General features: G+C 72.2%; 16 protein-coding genes. 9 read left to right on the forward strand and 7 right to left on the reverse strand.

From position 1 onward, the window contains the following. Nucleotides 1-27 precede the first annotated feature (27 nt). Nucleotides 28-1020 carry a ferredoxin--NADP reductase gene (locus C6376_RS34175; protein WP_107446939.1) on the reverse strand — a complete coding sequence of 331 codons (993 nt, stop codon included), beginning with the start codon at nt 1018-1020 and terminating at the stop codon, nt 28-30. Between the two features lie 64 nt (nt 1021-1084). Between C6376_RS34175 and C6376_RS34180 the strand changes: the two genes are divergently transcribed. The 7 genes from C6376_RS34180 to C6376_RS34210 are packed head-to-tail and all read left to right on the forward strand — an operon-like array spanning nt 1085 to nt 9267. Next, nucleotides 1085-2671, forward strand: a complete 1587-nt coding sequence (locus tag C6376_RS34180; RefSeq protein WP_216825641.1) for an AMP-binding protein — start codon at nt 1085-1087, stop codon at nt 2669-2671. An 11-nt stretch (nt 2672-2682) separates the two neighbouring features. Then, a complete protein-coding gene (locus tag C6376_RS34185) occupies nt 2683-3861 on the forward strand; it encodes an amidohydrolase family protein (protein WP_107446940.1) in 1179 nt (392 codons plus the stop codon). Continuing rightward, nucleotides 3858-5300 (forward strand): FadD3 family acyl-CoA ligase, encoded by a 1443-nt coding sequence (locus C6376_RS34190; RefSeq protein WP_107446941.1) that lies wholly within the window; start codon nt 3858-3860, stop codon nt 5298-5300. The genes C6376_RS34185 and C6376_RS34190 overlap by 4 nt, the downstream gene beginning before the upstream one ends. Continuing rightward, nucleotides 5297-6874 (forward strand): methylmalonyl-CoA mutase family protein, encoded by a 1578-nt coding sequence (locus C6376_RS34195; protein WP_107446942.1) that lies wholly within the window; start codon nt 5297-5299, stop codon nt 6872-6874. The genes C6376_RS34190 and C6376_RS34195 overlap by 4 nt, the downstream gene beginning before the upstream one ends. Beyond that, nucleotides 6874-7275: a cobalamin B12-binding domain-containing protein gene (locus C6376_RS34200; RefSeq protein WP_107446943.1), complete on the forward strand. Its 402-nt coding sequence runs from the start codon at nt 6874-6876 to the stop codon at nt 7273-7275. The genes C6376_RS34195 and C6376_RS34200 overlap by 1 nt, the downstream gene beginning before the upstream one ends. Nucleotide 7276: 1 nt before the next feature. Next, nucleotides 7277-8233, forward strand: coding sequence for a TIGR03564 family F420-dependent LLM class oxidoreductase (locus C6376_RS34205; protein WP_107446944.1), 957 nt, complete (start codon nt 7277-7279; stop codon nt 8231-8233). Further along, on the forward strand, nt 8230-9267 hold the full coding sequence (locus C6376_RS34210; RefSeq protein ID WP_107446945.1) for a CaiB/BaiF CoA-transferase family protein: 1038 nt from the start codon (nt 8230-8232) through the stop codon (nt 9265-9267). The genes C6376_RS34205 and C6376_RS34210 overlap by 4 nt, the downstream gene beginning before the upstream one ends. Before the next feature lie 64 nt (nt 9268-9331). On the opposite strand, the gene C6376_RS34215 is transcribed toward C6376_RS34210, so the two are convergent. After that, entirely contained in the window at nt 9332-11248 is a 1917-nt protein-coding gene (locus C6376_RS34215) for a hypothetical protein (RefSeq protein WP_107446946.1), read from the reverse strand. A 19-nt stretch (nt 11249-11267) separates the two neighbouring features. Next, nucleotides 11268-12035: an SDR family oxidoreductase gene (locus tag C6376_RS34220; protein WP_107446947.1), complete on the reverse strand. Its 768-nt coding sequence runs from the start codon at nt 12033-12035 to the stop codon at nt 11268-11270. Between the two features lie 53 nt (nt 12036-12088). Here C6376_RS34220 and C6376_RS34225 point away from each other — a divergent pair, with 53 nt between their 5' ends. Together C6376_RS34225 and C6376_RS34230 are read left to right on the forward strand one after the other, a co-directional pair. Next, nucleotides 12089-13525, forward strand: coding sequence for a class I adenylate-forming enzyme family protein (locus tag C6376_RS34225; protein ID WP_107446948.1), 1437 nt, complete (start codon nt 12089-12091; stop codon nt 13523-13525). After that, on the forward strand, nt 13518-14663 hold the full coding sequence (locus C6376_RS34230; protein ID WP_107446949.1) for a thiolase family protein: 1146 nt from the start codon (nt 13518-13520) through the stop codon (nt 14661-14663). The genes C6376_RS34225 and C6376_RS34230 overlap by 8 nt, the downstream gene beginning before the upstream one ends. A gap of 63 nt (nt 14664-14726) precedes the next feature. On the opposite strand, the gene C6376_RS34235 is transcribed toward C6376_RS34230, so the two are convergent. Genes C6376_RS34235 through C6376_RS34250 form a run of 4 tightly spaced genes read right to left on the reverse strand, consistent with a single transcriptional unit; the run spans nt 14727 to nt 17854 of the window. After that, nucleotides 14727-15524, reverse strand: a complete 798-nt coding sequence (locus C6376_RS34235) for an acyl-CoA thioesterase II (protein WP_107446950.1) — start codon at nt 15522-15524, stop codon at nt 14727-14729. Between the two features lie 9 nt (nt 15525-15533). Continuing rightward, a complete protein-coding gene (locus C6376_RS34240; RefSeq protein ID WP_216825642.1) occupies nt 15534-16340 on the reverse strand; it encodes an acyl-CoA dehydrogenase family protein in 807 nt (268 codons plus the stop codon). A 6-nt stretch (nt 16341-16346) separates the two neighbouring features. Continuing rightward, nucleotides 16347-17441, reverse strand: a complete 1095-nt coding sequence (locus C6376_RS34245; RefSeq protein WP_107446951.1) for an acyl-CoA dehydrogenase family protein — start codon at nt 17439-17441, stop codon at nt 16347-16349. Continuing rightward, nucleotides 17438-17854: a nuclear transport factor 2 family protein gene (locus C6376_RS34250; protein ID WP_107446952.1), complete on the reverse strand. Its 417-nt coding sequence runs from the start codon at nt 17852-17854 to the stop codon at nt 17438-17440. Before C6376_RS34250 ends, C6376_RS34245 begins: the two co-directional genes overlap by 4 nt. Between the last annotated feature and the right edge of the window lie 80 nt (nt 17855-17934).

Below are 17934 nucleotides of genomic sequence, written 5' to 3' on the forward strand. Positions count from 1 at the left end.
CGTCGGGCGGGTGCGGATGCCGGCGGGTCAGTCCTCGTACTCCACGGTCACGTCCGGGGTGGTCGGCTCGGCCTGGCAGGTGAGCACGTAGCCCTCGGCGACCTCGTTCGAGTCCAGGGCGCTGTTCACCCGCATCTTGGCCTCGCCGTCGGTCAGCCGGGCCATGCAGGTGGCGCAGTCCCCGGATTCGCAGGAGAACGGCGGCGTGAAGCCGGCCCGGCGGGCGCTCTGCAGCAGGGTCTCGCCCGGCCGCTGCGGCACGGTACGGCGCTCGCCCCGCAGGCCGACGGTGACGGTCCCCGCGACGGGCCCGGGCGGCGCGGCGGGTGACTCCCGCGGTGCCGTCGGGGTGAACCGCTCGACGAAGAGGTGCCCGGGGGTCACCCGGTGGGTCTTCAGGGTGTCCTCCACCAACGCCATGAACGGCTCCGGCCCGCAGAGGTAGTGGTCCGCGTCCGGGTCGGCCAATGTCTCTATCGTCCCGGCCGTGACCAGTCCGTCCCGGTCGTCCAGGTGGTGCCGGACGTCGAGCCGGCCGGGGTGGCGCGCGGCGAGCGTGTCCAGAGCCTCGCGGAAGATGGCGGCGTCGGCGCTTCGGTGCGCGGCCAGCAGCCTGACGCCGCGGCGCGTCGTCGCCAGCGCGCTTTTGACCAGGGAGAACACCGGAGTGATGCCGCTGCCGCCGGCGTACGCGACGAGCGGCCGGTCGGCGGCGTCCGCACGCAGGCAGAACGAACCGCCGGGCAGTGTGGCCTCCAGCGTGTCGCCGGGCCTGAGCCGCTCGTGCAACCAGCCGGAGACCAGCCCGCCCGGCACGCGCTTGACCGTGACGCACACCTCCCCGTCCGTGTCGGGCGAGGACGACATCGAATAGCTGCGCAGCGTCCCGCACACCTTGAAGGTCAGGAACTGCCCGGCCCGGTAGGGGAAGCGCGCGTCGAGGGCGAAGGTGCGGGTGTCCGGTGTCTCGTCGACGACCCGGGTGATCCGCACCGGATGGAAGCCATGGTCCCGTGCCATGTGTGGAACTTACCTTCTCGCTATGGGAGAGTGCAATTCTCAAAACGAGGGAGGAGTATCTGTCATGACGACGATTCCCCCCGGTGCCCTGCGGTCAATCCCGCCCGGGCTCGTGGCGCGCTACGAGTTGGAGGGCTGGTGGACCGGCGAGACCCTGGGCGAGATGCTGGCGCACGGGCTGGGCGCGTCCGGGGACGTGGAGTTCCGCGTGCACTCCGCGGTGCGGCCCTGGCGGGGCACGTTCGCCGACGTGGAGCGTACGGCGCGGCGGCTGGCCGCCGGCCTGCGGACGCGTGGTGTGGGTCCGGGCGACGTGGTGGTCATGCAGCTGCCCAACTGGATGGAGGCGGCGGCCGTGTTCTGGGCCTCGGCCTTCCTCGGTGCCGTCGTCGTCCCGGTGGTCCACTTCTACGGGCCCAAGGAGGTCCGCTACATCGTCGAGGCCATCCGCCCGAAGGCGTTCTTCGCCGCCGAGCGGTTCGGGCGGGCCGAGTTCCGGCCGGAGTTGTGCGCCGAGGTGCCGGTCGTCGGGGTCGTCGGACGGGACTTCGAGGAGCTGCTCGCCGACGAACCGCTGGCCGGCGTCCTGCCGGTGGACCCGGGCGCTGCTGCTCTCATCGCCTTCACCTCGGGCACCACCCGCGACCCCAAAGGGGTCATTCACAGTCACCGCACCCTCGGCTTCGAGACCCGGCAGCTGGCCGCGAGCTATCCCCCGGACCGGGGACGGCAGTTCACGGTGGCGCCGGTCGGCCACTTCATCGGCATGATCAACGCGTTTCTCATCCCGGTCCTCGACGGCACCCCGGTCAACCTCGGCGACTCCTGGGACCCGGCCCGGGCGCTCGCCCTCATGCGGGACGAGGGTCTCACCGTCGGCGGCGGTGCGACGTACTACATGACCAGTCTGCTCGACCACCCGGACTGTACCGAGGGGCACGTCGCGCGGCTGAAGTACGCCGGCCTGGGCGGTGCCTCCATCGCTTCCGCCGTGACGAACCGGCTGGAGTCCCTCGGCGTCACCGTCTTCCGGGCCTACGGCTCCACCGAGCACCCTTCGGTGACCTGCACCCCGTACGACGGGCCTGCCGCCAAACGCCTGCACACCGACGGGCTCGCGCTGCCCGGTGCGGAGGTCCGGCTCGCCGAGGACGGTGAGATCCTCACTCGCGGTCCCGACCTCTGCCTCGGCTACACCGACCCGGAGCTCACCGCCGCCGCCTTCGACGCCGACGGCTGGTACCGCACCGGCGACATCGGCGTGCTCGACGCCGACGGTTGGCTGACCGTCACCGACCGCAAGGCCGACGTCATCATCCGGGGCGGGGAGAACATCAGCGCCCCGGAGGTCGAGGAGGTCCTGCTGGGACTGGACGGCGTGGCGGAGGCGGCCGTGGTGGCCGTGCCGGACCAGCGTCTGGGGGAGCGGGCCGCCGCCGTCCTGCGCATGCTGCCCGGCCGGTCGGCGCCGAGTCTCGCCGAGGTGCGCCTGCACTTCGGCCGGGCCGGCCTGGCCCGGCAGAAGTGGCCCGAGGCGGTCCACGAGGTCGAGGACTTCCCACGCACCCCGAGCGGCAAGGTGAAGAAGTTCGTCCTTCGCGAGAACATTGCCACTCCCTCCATACGAGAATACGATTCTCGCAAACGGTGAAGGAGAATCTCATGCCCTCTCGTGAACTCGCGTATCCGCTGTTCGACGCGGACAACCACCTCTACGAGACGCAGGAAGCGCTCACCAAGTACCTCCCCGAGGAGTACCGGGGCGCCATCCAGTACGTGAACGTCGGCGGCCGCACCAAGATCGCGATACGCGGGCAGATCAGCGAGTACATCCCGAACCCCACCTTCGAGGTCGTCGCCCGCCCCGGCGCGATGGAGGAGTACTTCCGGATCGGCAATCCCGACGGCAAGACCCGCCGGGAGATCTTCGGCGAGCCCATGCGCTCCATCCCGGCCTTCCGCGAACCGGCCCCGCGCCTGCAGCTGATGGACGAGCTCGGCATCCAGCGCAGCCTGATGTTCCCGACGCTGGCGAGCCTCGTCGAGGAACGGATGAAGGACGACCCGGAGCTGATCCACGTCGTCGTCCATGCCCTCAACCAGTGGCTGCACGACACGTGGGGCTTCACCTACAAGGACCGCATCTTCACCGTCCCCGTCGTCACCCTCCCGATCGTCGACAAGGCGATCGAGGAGCTGAACTGGGTCGTGGAGCGCGGCGCCCGCGCCATCCTCGTCCGCCCCGCGCCGGTCCCCGGCTTCGGCGGCACCCGGTCCTTCGCGCTGCCCGAGTTCGACCCGTTCTGGAAGCGGGTGGTGGAGACCGGCGTGCTCGTCGCCCTCCACTCCTCCGACAGCGGCTACTCGAACCACGCCAACGACTGGGAGGGCCGGCGGCGCGAGTTCCTGCCCTTCAAGCCCAACGCCTTCCGGCAGGTCAACGAGTGGCGGCCGATCGAGGACGCCGTCTCCTCGCTGATCTGCCACGGCGCGCTGTCCCGCTTCCCCGAGCTGAAGGTCGCCGTCATCGAGAACGGCGCCTCGTGGGTGGAGCCCCTGCTGGGCAGGCTCGCCGACGTCCACAAGAAGATGCCCCACGAGTTCCGGGAGAACCCGGTGGACGTCTTCAAGCGGCACATCCACATCAGCCCGTTCTGGGAGGAGGACATGGCGGAACTCGGCAACCTCATCGGCATCGAGCGGGTCCTGTTCGGCTCCGACTACCCCCACCCCGAGGGCCTCGCCGACCCCGTCACCTACGTCGACCACCTCCCGAAGCTGTCCGAGGAGGACAAGGCCAAGGTCATGGGCGGCAATCTGGCCCGGCTGATCGACGCATGACCACCGCCCGCACCATTCCCGAACTGGTGCTGAGCTCGGCCGAACGGTTCGGCGACGCCGAGGCCGTCGTGGACGGCGAGGTGCGCCTCACCTTCCGCGACCTGGCCGACCGGGTCCGCCGCACCGCCGGGGCGTTCGCCTCGGCGGGCGTCGGCCCGGGCGACCGGGTGGCGCTGTGGGCGCCCAACTCCGCCGAGTGGATCGTCGCCGCGTTCGGCCTGCTCACGGCAGGCGGGGTGCTGGTGCCGGTGAACACCCGTTTCCTCGACGAGGAGGCCCACGACATCGTGGTACGCAGCGGCGCCAAGGCGCTGCTCGTCCAGAACGGCTTCCTGGACCGGGAGTTCACCGGTCCGCCCGGCGTTCGCGTCATCGACCTGAAGACCTCCGGCTTCCTCGCCTCCGGTGACCCGGCGGAACCCAGGAGCAGCGAGGACGACCTGGCGGACATCGTCTTCACCTCCGGCACGACAGGCCGCCCCAAGGGCGTGATGAGCACGCACGGCCAGACGCTGCGCCTGTACACCGAGTGGTGCGACCTGGCCCGGCTCCGGCAGGGCGACCGGTACCTGATCGTCAACCCCTTCTTCCACATCTTCGGCTACAAGGCGGGCCTGGTCGCGTCGATGATCCGGGGCGCCACCGTCCTCCCGGTCGCCGTCTTCGACGTGGACCGGGTGCTGGACCTGGTGGAGAAGGAACGGGTGACCGTCCTGCCCGGACCGCCGACCCTGTACCACTCCCTCCTGGAGGCCGGCGCGGACCGTGACCTGTCCTCGCTGCGGGTCGCGGTGACCGGGGCGGCGGACATCCCGGTCGAGCTGGTCCGGCGCATCACCACCGAGCTGCCGTTCACACACCTGATGACCGGCTACGGCCTCACCGAGGCCGGCACCGTCACCGCCTCCCGCCCCGGCGACCCCTACGAGGCCGTCGCCACCACCGTCGGCAGGCCGTGCGAGGGCTTCGAGGTGCGCGTCGCCGAGGACGGGGAGGTACTCGTCCGGGGCTACGCCGTCATGCGCGGCTACCTCGACGACCCCGAGGCCACCGCCGAGACCGTCGACGCCGACGGCTGGCTGCACACCGGCGACCTCGGCGCACTGGACTGTGAGGGCCGCCTGCGGATCGTCGGCCGCAAGAAGGACATGTTCGTGGTCGGCGGCTTCAACGCCTACCCCGCCGAGATCGAGGGCTTCCTGCTGAGACACCCGGCCGTCGCCCAGGTCGCCGTCATCGGCGTGCCCGACGAGCGGCTGGGCCAGGTCGGCAAGGCCTTCGTGGTCGCGCGCACCGGGTTCGCCGGGATCACGGAGGCCGGGCTGATCGCCTGGGCGCGCGAGCGGATGGCCGGCTTCAAGGTGCCCCGCCATGTCGAGTTCCGCACCGAACTGCCGCTGAACGCCACCGGAAAGGTGATGAAGGACCAACTGTCATGACCCACGACTTCCGCACCGACTCCGGCATCCCCCTCAAGCCGGTCTACGGGCCCGCAGACCGCCGCGCCGAACCCCCCGAGCCGGGCGCGTTCCCCTTCACCCGCGGCAACTACCCCACCGGATACCGGGGCCGCACCTGGACCCTGCGCCAGTACTCGGGCTTCGGCACCGCCGAGGAGTCCAACCGCCGCTACCGCTACCTCCTCGACCAGGGCGGCACCGGCCTGTCGGTGGCGCTCGACCTGCCCACCCAGTGCGGCTACGACTCCGACGACCCGGAGTACGCCGACGAGGTCGGCCGCGTCGGAGTCGCGCTGGACACCCTCGCCGACGCCGAGATCCTCTTCGACACCATCCCACTGGACCGGATCAGCACCAGCTTCACCATCAACGGCACCGCGGCCGTCCTGCTCGCCTTCTACGTCGCCGCCGCCGAGAAGCGGGGCATCCCCCGGGCGAAGCTCACCGGCACCATCCAGAACGACATCCTCAAGGAGTACGCCTCGCGCGGCACCTGGATCTGGCCCCCGGAGCCCTCGCTCAGGCTCATCGCGGACACGATCGAGTTCTGCGCCGCGCAGGTGCCCCGCTTCAACGCGATCTCCGTCGCCGGGGCGCACTTCCGGGACGCGGGCGCCAACGCCGTACAGGAGATGGCGTTCACCCTCGCCGACGGCGTCACCTACTGCGAGACCGTCCTCGAACGCGGCCGGATGACCATCGACCAGTTCGCCCCGCAGGTCTCCTTCTTCTTCTACACCCACGGCGACTTCTTCGAGGAGGTCGCCAAGTACCGTGCGGGACGCAGGCGCTGGGCGACCATCGTGCGCGAGAGGTTCGGCGCGAGCACCGACAAGGCGGCCATGTTCCGCTTCGGCTGTGTCGCCGGCGGGGCCTCCCTGCACGCCCCGCAGGCCCGCAACAACACCGTGCGCGTCGCCTACGAGGCGCTCGCCTCCGTGCTCGGCGGGGTGCAGTCGATGTTCACCGCGGCCTGGGACGAGCCGTTCGCCCTGCCGAGCGAGGAGTCGGCCACGCTCGCCCTGCGTACCCAGCAGGTCCTCGCGCACGAGACAGGCGTGACCAAGGTCGCCGACCCGCTGGGAGGTTCGTACTTCGTGGAGGCCCTGACCGACGCCACCGAGGAGCGGATCGTCGAGATCATGGCCGACCTGGAGGCGCACGGCGGCATGGTGCGCTGCATCGAGGACGGCTACCTCCAGGGGCTCATCGCCGACGAGGCGTGGCGGCTGCACCAGCAGACAGCCTCCGGTGAGCGACCCGTCGTCGGCGTCAACCGGTTCACCGCGGACGAGCCCCCGCCCGACCTCGCCACCTACGAACTCGACGCCGAGGGCCGCGAACGCCAGCTCGAGCGGCTCGCGCGGGTCAAGACCGAGCGCAGCGCCGCCGAGGTGCGCGCCCGCCTCGACGACCTGCGGCGCGCCGCCGAAGGAGACATCAACCTGATGGACCCGCTCGTCGCCTGCGCGGGCGCCTACTGCACGGTCGGCGAGATGGCCGACGCCCTGCGCGCGGTGTGGGGCGAGTTCCGGCAGCCGGTGGTGTTCTGATGACCGCACCGGTGCGCGTACTCGTCGCCAAGCCCGGCCTGGACGGCCACGACCGGGGCGCGAAGCTGGTCGCCCGCGGCCTGCGGGACGCCGGGTTCGAGGTGGTGTACACCGGCATCCGGCACCGCGTGGACGACATCGCCGTCACCGCCGTGCAGGAGGACGTCGCCCTGGTCGGCCTGTCCATCCTCTCCGGCGCCCACCTCACCCTCACCCGCCGCACGGTCGACGCGCTGCGCGCCGCGGGCGGCGACGACATCCCCGTCGTGGTCGGCGGCACCATCCCCGCCTCGGACGTGGCGCGGCTGCGGGAGGCCGGGGCAGCCGGGGTCTACCCCACGGGCACCCCGCTCGACGCGATCGTCGCGGACATCCGCGCCCTGACAGCCCCGGAGGACTGACATGCGAGTCGGAGTGATGAGCGGCCCCGAACGGGGAAATGCCGCGCACAAGGCGGCCCGCATGGCCGACGACGCCCGGTGGGCCGAGGAGGCCGGGTTCGACACCGTGTGGGTGCCCCAGGTGCCGACCGACTTCGACGCCCTCACCGCCATCGCCCTCATGGGCCAGGCCACCGAGCGCATCGAACTGGGCACGGCCGTCGTACCGGTCCACGCCCAGCACCCCATCGCGCTGGCCCGCCAGGCCGTGTCCGCACAGGCGGCGGCGGGCGGCCGGCTCACGCTCGGCGTCGGCGCCTCGCACCACTGGATCGTCCGGGACATGCTGGGCCTGCCGTACGAGAAGCCCGCGGCGTACACCCGCGCCTACCTGGAGGTGCTCAACTCGGCGCTGTCCGGCGACGGTTCGGTGGACATCGAGAACGACGTCTTCCGCGTCCACAACCCGCTCACCATCGCCCCGCTCACCTCCCTGCCGGTCCTGACGGCGGCGCTCGGCCCGGTGATGCTGCGCATCGCGGGGGAGTACACCGACGGCACGGTCCTGTGGATGGCGGACGAGCGGTCGGTCGCCGAGCACGTCGTCCCGACGATCACCAGGGCCGCCGAGGCCGCGGGCCGCCCGGCACCCCGCATCGTCGCCGGCATCCCGGTGTGTCTGTGCGCACCGCACGAGGCCGACGCCGCGCGCGAGCGCGCCAACCGCATCCTCGGCGAGGCCGAGGTGTCCCCCAACTACCAGCGGCTGCTGGAGTACGGCGACGCGCGTGACGTCGGCGACCTGTGCGCGGCGGGTGACGAGGCGGCCATCCGGGCCCGCTTCCGGCGCTTCGCCGACGCGGGCGTGACCGACCTGTCCGTCCGCCTGCTGCCCATCGGCAACGGCCGCGACGAACTCGTCGCCTCCAAGCTGCGCACCCGTGACGCCGTCGCCGCGATCGCGGCGGACCTGCGGTGAACGGTCCGCTGGCCGGCCTGCGCGTCCTGGAGGTCGGCCACATCCTCGCCGGCCCGTACGCCACCATGCTGCTCGCCGACCTGGGTGCCCGGGTGACCAAGATCGAACCGCCGGGCGGCGACCTGTCCCGGCAGGTCTCCGACGCCTACTTCGCCAGCCTCAACCGGAACAAGCGCTCGGTCCGCGTGGACCTGTCGGCTCCGGCCGGCCAGGACCGGCTGCACGAGCTGGTTCGCGACGCCGACGCCCTGCTGGTCAACCTCAAACCGTCCGCCGTCGAGCGCTTCGGTCTGACCTACGAGGCGCTGAAGCCCTACAACGAGCGCCTGGTGTGCGTGGCCGTCACCGGCTGGGGCATGGACGCGGGCGACCTGCCCGCCTTCGACTACGTCGTCCAGGCGGCCACCGGTGTCGCGGCCATGACGGGCGACCCGGACGGACCGCCCGCGCTGCCCGGCTACTCCTCGGTCGACAACTCGGCCGGAATGGCGGCCGCTCTGGGACTGCTGGCGCAGATCGTCTCCGGACGCGGCGGCCAGATCGAGGTGTCGCTGCGCGACGTGATGCTCTCGCAGCTGAACTACCACGTCGCGGCCTGGCTCAACGACGGCAGGGCCCCGCGCCGCCTCGGAGGGGCCCACGCCCACTACGTCCCCGCCCAGCTCTTTCCCACCGCCGAGGGACACCTGGCCCTCTTCATCACCCACGACGGCTTCTGGCGTGCCTTCGCCGCCGAGGCCGGCATCGAGGGCTACCCGACGATGGCCGAGCGTACGGCCCGCCGGGAGGAGGTGGTGGCCGCGGTGACGAAAGCGCTCGCCGCCGACTCGGCGGTGAGCTGGGAGCGCCGGCTGCGTCCGCTGGGCGTCCCGGCCGCCGCCGTACGCACGCTGCCCCAGGCACTCGTCGAGTTTCCCGACGCCGTCGTGCGGGCCGGTGAACACCGCCTGGTCGCGAGCCCGTTCCGGATCGCCGGGCACCATCCGTCGTACGGCCCGCCGCCGCGCCTGGGAGAACACGGCGACCTGCTCTGATGCCGCCCGATCCGGCGGAAGGGGGCCTGACCCGTGCTTCGGCGGGTCGGGCCCCCGGCCGGTGTCAGGTCCCGTTCGCCGGCTGGTGGTAGGTCCGCCCGCCGACGGTCGTGGTCAGGGTGCCGGCCGCCTGGAAGACCGTGTCCCACAGGTCGATCGTCAGGTGGAAGCCATCGGCGCCGGTCTTCTTGGTGGCCAGTGTCCTGCCCTTCGGCCCGGTCTTGACCAGGTCCGAGCTCCAGTCGAGGGTGGTGAGGGTGGAGCTGCGGCTGACACGGGTCACGCTCTCGGTGCCGTCGAGGAAGGTCCGGCCGTCGTCCGAGTAGTGCGTGTAGCGCAGTGACACCGTCTTCACACCGGTTTTGGCGTCGTCGTCCCACACGATGTCGACCTTCGCGCCGCCGGACGCCTTCCCGCGCAGGGTGTAGGTGCCCTGGGGCGGGTAGGGCCGCTCCGGAACCGCGCTGCCCGGGACGTAGGGCGTGCCCCACGGCAGTTCGTCAAAGACCGGCTTCACCGGCCGGGCGCGTACCGGCTCACGCTCGACCAGCTCCGCGAGCATCAGCCGGGTACGGCGGCCGCCCGGCTCCTCGGACACGGGGCAGGGCAGCGGGTTCGCTCCGCCGCAGGCGGGCGCCGACACCAGGCGCTCGTGGTAGACGACCGCCGTCCCGTCCGGGGACCAGCGCGGATCGGCACCCGCGTTCCAGTTCGCGGAGGTGTTCGCGTAGTTGAGCCGCTGGCCCTGATAGCGGCCGCGGTCACCGTGACGGTCGATGAGGTAGGGCTGGAAGAAGCGCCGGTCGCCGTTGTTGCGCACGGAGGAGACCGCCGAGGTGCTCAGCAGGTCGGTGATCGGAGGGATGCCGCTCATGCCGGACATGAAGGCCATGCGGTCGCTGCCCCGGGTGTCCAGCGCCACGATCCACCGGTCGTCCGGGGACGAGTCCATGGGGTCGGTGTACTCGGGGTCGGACGTCACCCTGCGGACCTTGCCGGTGTGCAGGTCGGCGGCCATGAGGTCCATGTTGGACGATTCGGCGGGGAAACCGACGTAGAAGACCTCCCTGCCGTCCTTCGAGAAGCCGCGCAGCTCGCCGACGGAGGGCACCGAGGCGTCGAACACGAGCTTCGAGGAGTCCTCGGGGTCGACGTGCACCGGCTGTTCGGTGGTGGCGGAGTCGAACATGCGGGTGACCTTTTCCAGGTCGTAGCGGGGCACCCGCGGTGTGCCCGTCGTGGGGGACGGGTCGAACCTCAGCCGCGCGAAGTAGCCGTACTGGTCGAACCGTCCGGCCGTGATCGAGGTGGCGTTGAATCCGAGGTGCACCTGGTCGGGGTGCAGGCGCAGTTCCCGGATCGTGCCGCCGGCACCCGAACCGTCGGCCTCGGTGTTCCAGTGGATCGGGTGGACGCGCACGCGGGCCGGGGTGCAGGCCGCGGACGCGAGCCGGTAGGGGCCGCAGTCGAGGATGTTCGTCCCCCACAGCACCCGCCGGCCGTCGGCGAAGGGCTGCGGGTAGCTGATGTCGGGGTTCATGCCCTGCTTGTTCTCAGGCGGTGTGCCGCACGTGAGGCATTTCCACGCGTCGCCGTTCGGGAAGGTCTTCCCGTCCGTCCGTACGGCGATCAGCTGGCTTCCGCTGTAGACCCGCGCCGGGTCTGGCGCGGCCGGGGCGCCGGTGAAGGTCACGTTGGCGGTGACCACGCGGCCCTCCGGAAGGAAGCCCCCGGCCCGCATCGTGGCCCCCCAGTCGGCCGACACACAGCCGGTTCCGCGTGGGTTCACGGCGCGGGTGCAGGATCCGGCCTCGTGCGAGGGGGCGGTCGGCGGCAGCGGCAGCCTCTTCACCCTGATCCGCTCGGGAGCGGGAGGAGGCGGAACGGCCGAGGAGGCCGGGGCGGCCTGAGCCGGGGACAGGAAGGCGGTGATGCCGACAAGCGCCACCAGGGCGGCAAGGCCTCTGGGTCTCGTGCGCATGGGACTCCTTCGGTGGGGGCTACTTCGGTGGGAATCTCAACCCGCCGTCCAGGCGGACCACTTCACCGTTGAGGTAGTCGTTCTCGCACAGGTGCTGGACCAGTGCGGCGTACTCCTGGGGACGCCCCATGCGCCGGGGATGCGGCACCTGGGGTCCCCAGTAGGCCTCCAGGCGGTCGGCGCCCTTCCCGTACGCGGGTGTCAGGACGGTGCCGGGAGCGACGGAGACCACGCGGATGCCGAGCGGGGACAGGTCCCGGGCGGCGACGAGCGTCATCGCGCTCACCCCGCCCTTCGCCGCGGCGTACGGCAGCTGACCGACCTGGCCCTCGTAGGCCGCGATGGACGACGTCGTGACGATCACGCCACGCCCGCCGTCCTCGCCCCGGGGGGAGGTGCGCGCGATGGCCACGGCTGCCATGCGCATGACATTGAAGACGCCGGTGAGATAGACGTCGACGGTTGTGCGGAACGCGGCGAGGCCCAGGGGGGACCCGTCCTTGCCGACCAGCCGTCCGCCGCCGGCCGGGCCGCCGTGACAGTCGACGGCGATCCGGAACTCGCCCGCCTGCTCGGCTGCTTCCACCGCGGCGGCCACCGCGTCCTCGTCCGTGGCGTCGGTGCGGACGTACCGCACACCGAGCTCCGCCTCCAGTGCCTTGCCCTTGTCGTCGGCGAGGTCGGCGACCACGACCCGGGCGCCCGCCGCGTGGAGTCGCCGTACCGTCGCCTCGCCGAGGCCGCCGACGCCCCCGACCACCAGGGCCGCCGAATCATCGATGCGCACGTCATTCCCCTCTCTTGCGAGCAGTGCTCTGAGTGTAAGAGAATGGCATTCTCATGAATATAGCCGTGATCCTGGAAATGGCCACCTCCGCGGGGGACCGGCCGACCGTCACGGAGGGCGGCCGCTCGCTCTCCGCGGCCGAGCTCCATCGCCTCGCACGCCACGCGGCCGACCGCTTCCGTGACCGCACCGCGGTCCTGTACCTGGGCCCGAACCACCTCGCCTACCCCGTCGCCCTGTTCGGCGCGGCCCTGGCCGGGATCCCGTTCGTCCCCCTCAACTACCGGCTCGGCGAAGAGCAGTCGCACGCCCTGATCGCCCGGCACCCCGGTGCGCACGTGCTGCGTCCGGCCGACCTCGACGCGCTGCTGACCCCGACGCCGGGCCAGGCCGAAGGGCGGCCCGTCCCCGAGGACCGCGACGCCACCGCCGTGGTCCTCTACACCAGCGGCACCACCGCCGCCCCCAAGGCGGCCCTGCTGCGCCACCGCCATCTGCTCGCCTACGTCTTCAACACCCAGGACTTCGGCTCGGCCGAGGCCTCCGACGCGACGCTGGTGGCTCTCCCGCCCTACCACGTGGCCGGCCTGATGAACCTGCTGACGAACCTGTACGCCGGTCGCCGCGTCGTCTACCAGGCGGCCTTCGGCCCGGCCGACTGGCTGGCCACGGTGCGCCGGGAGCGGGTCACCCATGCCATGGTCGTCCCCACCATGCTCGCCCGGATCACCGACGAACTCGCGGACGCGGAGGCCGGTGTGCCCGACCTGCGCAGCCTCGCCTACGGCGGAGCGCGCTGCCCCCGCCCGGTGGTGGAGCGGGCCCTGCGGCAGTTCCCGCGGACCGGGTTCGTCAACGCCTACGGGCTGACCGAGACCGCCTCGTCCGTCTGCGTACTGGGCCCCGACGACCACTGGAGGGCGATCGCCTCCGACGACCCGGCGGTACGGGCCCGTCTCGGCTCCGTCGGCCGGCCGCTGCCCGGCGTGGAGGTCGAGATCCGAAGCGAGCGCGGGACCCGGCTCCAACCCGGTGAGACGGGGCTGGTCTTCGTGCGCGGGGAGCAGATCTCCGGCGAGTACGCGGAGCCGGACGCAGGAGCGGACGGTGACGGCTGGTTCGCCACCCGCGACCGGGGCCGCCTGGACCAGGACGGTTACCTCTTCATCGAGGGGCGCGCCGACGACACCATCATCCGGGGCGGGGAGAACATCGCCCCCGCCGAGATCGAGGACGTCCTGCTCCAGTACCCGGGGGTGCGCGAGGCAGCCGTACTGGGGCTGCCCGACCCGGAGTGGGGGCAGCGTCTGGTCGCGGTGCTGGTCGGAGCCGGTGACCCGGACGAGATCCGCTCCTTCGCCAAGCAGCGCCTGCGGTCGGCCAAGACCCCGGACACCGTCGTCTTCCGCCCCGAACTGCCTCGCACCCCCACCGGAAAGCTTCTGCGCCGCACCCTGGTCGCCGAACTGGAAGAGGCCGCCGATGCCTGACGCCGTGCTCGTCGCCGCCCTGCGCACCCCGATCGGCACCGCCTTCAAGGGGAGCCTGCGCGACACGACCGCCCACGACCTGGCGGACCGTATCGTCACGGCGGTCGCCGAAGGCCTGTCCCCGGACCTCGTGGACGATCTGATCCTCGCCGAATCGCACTACGGCGGTGGCGTCATCGCCCGCCACGCCGCCGTGACGGCCGGTCTGCCGCAGGTTCCGGGGCTCGCCCTGAACCGCCACTGCGCGGCCGGACTCGCCGCCGTCTCGACCGCGGCGGCCTCGGTGCGGGCCGGCATGGACCGCCTGGTGCTCGCCGGCGGTGTCAACTCCGCCTCCACCGCGCCCAAGCTGTCCTTCCGGGACCGCGAGCGCTGGGTGCCGCCCTCGCACCCCGACCGCCCGGACGCCCCCAACCTCGACATGTCGATCACGGTCGGCTGGAACACCGCCGTGCGGGAGGGGCTCACCCGGGCCGAGATGGACGCATGGGCGCTGCGCTCCCACCGCAACGCGGTCCGCGCCCTCGACGAGGGCCGCTTCAAGCAGGAGACCGTGCCGGTCGACACCCCGTACGGCCTCTTCGAGGCGGACGAACACCCGCGCCGCGACACCAGCGCGGAGAAGCTGGCGGCGCTCGAGCCGCTCCACCCGGACATCGACGGCTTCTCCATCACGGCGGGCAACGCCTGCGGCGCCAACGACGCCGCGGCGGCCGTGGCCGTGGCCGACGAGCGCCTGGCACGGGAGAGGCTCGGCCTGCCCGTGCTGGCCAGGGTGTGCTCCTGGGCCTCGGTCGCCCTGGACCCGGCCGAGACCGGTCTGACCCCGGTGCGCGCCATCCCCAAAGCCCTGGCACGGGCGGGGATGACCGTCTCCGACGTGGACCTGTTCGAGATCAACGAGGCCTTCGCGTCGGTACCGCTCGCCGCGATCGGCCGCCTCGGACTCGACCCGGGCCTCGTGAACGTCAACGGCAGCGGCTGTTCACTGGGCCACCCGGTGGCCGCGACCGGGACCCGCATGGTCGTCACGCTCGTTCACGAGTTGCGGCGCCGGGGCGGGGGAGTGGGCGTGGCGTCGATGTGCGCGGGGGGTGGCATGGGCTCCGCCCTGGTCCTGGACGTGCCCGCGCCGTGACCGTGGCCCGGTGCCGCGCCAGGCAACGGTCGCCCGACGGGGCGAACGCCGCCTGGCGCGGCACTAGGCCGTGAACCGCAGCAGCGCCTCCTGCGCGTAGGAGGCGAGCAGTTCGCCCCCCGGGGCGAGGACCTCGCCGTGTCCGAAGCATCGCGCGTGCGCGGCGAGCGGACTGTGCTGGCGCAGGAGCACCCAGTCCCCGGTCGTGAAAGGCCGGTGGAACCACACGGTGTGCGAGGTGACGGCCGAGGTGAACGCCCGAGGGGCGTCCCTCTGCGTCAGGCCCTCGACGGGCCGCAGGGCGGTGCCGATGAGCGTGAGATCGGTGGCGTAGGCGAGCAGGGCGGGGGCGACGGGATGCGGAGCCTGCGGGATCCGGGTCCAGAGTTCGTACCCGGGAGGCTCGGACCTCGTCGTGTCGAGGTCGGCCGTCGCCCTGGACTCCCAGGGCAGCAGGCCGAGTTCGACGACGTGCTCCGGCTCGGGCGGTGCCGGCACGGGGTGTGTCGTCTGTCGGTCGGGTCCTTCCTCCCACGCGTGCAGGCTCGCGTTCGCCATCGCGATGACGCCGTGCTCCTGGCGCGCGGTGAGCCGTACCGCGGCGAACGTCCGGCCCTCCTGCGGCAGGTCGGTCTCGTAGCGCACCGGCTCATCCGGGTGCCCTTCCCGCAGAAACTGCGTGTGCAGTGACTTCAGGCCCTTGCCCGGCGCGGCGAGCTGGGCGGCGCAGGCGAACTGGGCGAGCAGCTGGCCGCCGAACAGCCGTCGGTACTCCAGCTGTTGTGAGCGGCCCTCGTATGCCCCCGGTCCGCAGGGGGCGAGGCCGAGGCAGCCGAGCAGGTCGTTCCACAGGTCGGTCACGGTGGCTCCTCAGAGATGCACGAGGCGGGGCGCACGTGTCTCACGCAGCAGCACCCGGCCTGCCTCACGGGTCAGTTCACGCGTGGAGCCGAGCAGCCCGTCGAGCACCAGGGCGCGTTTGACGTGCCGGTGCAGGGCGTGCTCGGCGGTGAAACCGATGCCGCCGAGTGCCTGCTGGCAGTGGCGGGCAGCGGTGAGAGCGGCCCGGCCGGCGGTGGCCTTGGCGAGCAGCGCGCCGGTGTGGTCGGCGGTGTCGGTGAACCGGGCCGCGAGCACGGCCTCGGCCGCCTCCAGCGCCGTATACGTCTCGGCCAGCCGGTGCCGCAGCGCCTGGAAGGAGGCCAGGGGGCGGCCGAACTGCTCCCGGTTCAGGACGTGTTCGCGCGCGAGCGTCACCATGGCCTGTCCGGTGCCCAGGAGCCACCAGCCCAGCGCCCGGCGTCCTGCCGCCACGGCCGCCGCGGGAAGGTCGCCCGGCTCGGCGCCGCGCAGCGGCAGCCCGGGGTCCAGGGGGCCGGCCGGCGCCCCGTCCCCCCGGACCCACCGCACCCAGGCCCCTCCCGCGTACGGCAGCGGCACGGTTTCTCCGAGGGGGCGGCCCGCGGCCAGCAGGACGACGTCGTTGAGGACCGGAGCCTGCACGCCGGTCTCGCCGAGCAGCCGGAACACCAGCGGGACGGCGGCGTCCGGCTCCTCGGCGAGCATCTCCGCCCAGCCCAGTTCGGCCAGGCCCGCGTCCACGCCGGCTCCCCGCGCGTTCGTCGTCAGTGTTTTGCGCAGGGCGTCTTCCAGCAGTGCGCGATCGGTTGCGTCCACCGCGTCTCACTCCTTCCCGAGGTCCAGCAGCCGGCGGGCGACGATGTTGCGCTGGATCTCGGCGGTGCCTCCGTAGATCGTCGCGGCCCGTGAGTACAGGTACTCGGTGCGCCATGCCCCGTCCGGCGCCAGCTCCACGGCCCCGGGCAGGAGGTCCCGCGCGGTGTCGAAGAGCCGCTGCTCGGCGCCGGCGAGCAGGATCTTGTCCACGGAGGTCTCCGGGCCGAACGGTCCGCCGTCGGCCAGGGCCCGCTGGGTCGCCGCAGAGCGGCAGCGCACTCCGTGCAGGTCCAGCCACACCGCACCCAGCGCGTCGGCGTCCGGTTCGCAGTCGTCGGCCAGGAGGCGGTCGAGCCGGCTGTAGAGATGGGCGACGCGGTGCCAGAAGCAGGTGGACCGTTCGTGCGGAAGCAGGTCCATCGCCAGGCGCCAGCCGTCACCGGGGGAGCCCAGCAGACGGTCGGCGGGGACCCGTACGCCGTCGAAGAACACCTCGGCGAACTCGTCCACGCCGTGCATGGTGCGCAGCGGCCGTACGGTGACGCCGGGGGAGTCCATGTCGACGAAGAAGGCGCTGATCCCCCCGTGTCCGGGCCCTCCCGTCCGGGCCAGCAGGACGCAGCGGGCCGCGTACTGGGCAAGGCTCGTCCAGACCTTCTGCCCCGTCACCATCCAGCCGTCGTCGTCCGGCACCGCCCTGGTCGACAGGGAGGCCAGGTCGCTGCCCGAGCCCGGCTCGGAGAAGCCCTGACACCACTGCTCCTGTCCGCTGAGGAGCCGGGGCACCATGGCGGCGGCGAGCGCGGGCGGCGCGTAGTCGATCAGCGTGGGGACCAGTACCTCGACCATCGACCACAGGCCGGGCTCCGTCGGATCCCGCGAGGCGACCTCTTCGCCCAGTACCGCACGCAGCACGCTCGGACCGCCGAGCCCGCCGACCGAGCCCGGCCAGCCGTGTCGCATCCAGCCCGCCGCCCACAGCTCCCGCCGGACGCGGGCCAGTTGGGCGACCTGGGCGTCCAGACCGTGGTCCGGGCCGGGGGACAGGTCGTGACCGTCCAGCCAGGTGCCCACCGTCCGCCGGAAGTCCCCGGTCCTCATCGGCGGGTGTGCTCGAAGGCGTGCGGGCGGCCCGAGTCGTGGGCGCCACTGCGGCGGATGAAGGTCATGGCCCGGGTGCGCAGCCGCCAGCCCTTCGGCGTGCGGACGTAGGTGTCGTCGTAGTAGCCGATGCGCATCTCGTGCGCGGAGTGCTCGACGAAGCACAGCGGCTGGGTGCCGACGGCCGTGTCGCCGTCCAGCTCGATCACCGGCGTGCCCACGAGGAACAGCCCTTTCGGGGCGGCGGAGACGAGCGCCGGGAACGCGTCGAGCGGGTAGGTGTCCCCGAAAGCGCTGTAGGTGCCGTCCGGGGTGAACACGGCGAGCACCCGGTGGACTTCCCCGCGGGTCATCGCCACCGCGTAACGGGCGAGGAGCTGTTCGATCTCCACCAGGTCGTCGGTGTCGCTCAAGGGCCCCGTCCTCTCGTCTGCGAAACGCTGCGCACCTTCTTCGGACTACGCGAGAATGTCATTCTCACTCAAGGAGTATC

This window comes from Streptomyces sp. P3, assembly GCF_003032475.1.
Taxonomy (GTDB): Bacteria; Actinomycetota; Actinomycetes; order Streptomycetales; family Streptomycetaceae; genus Streptomyces.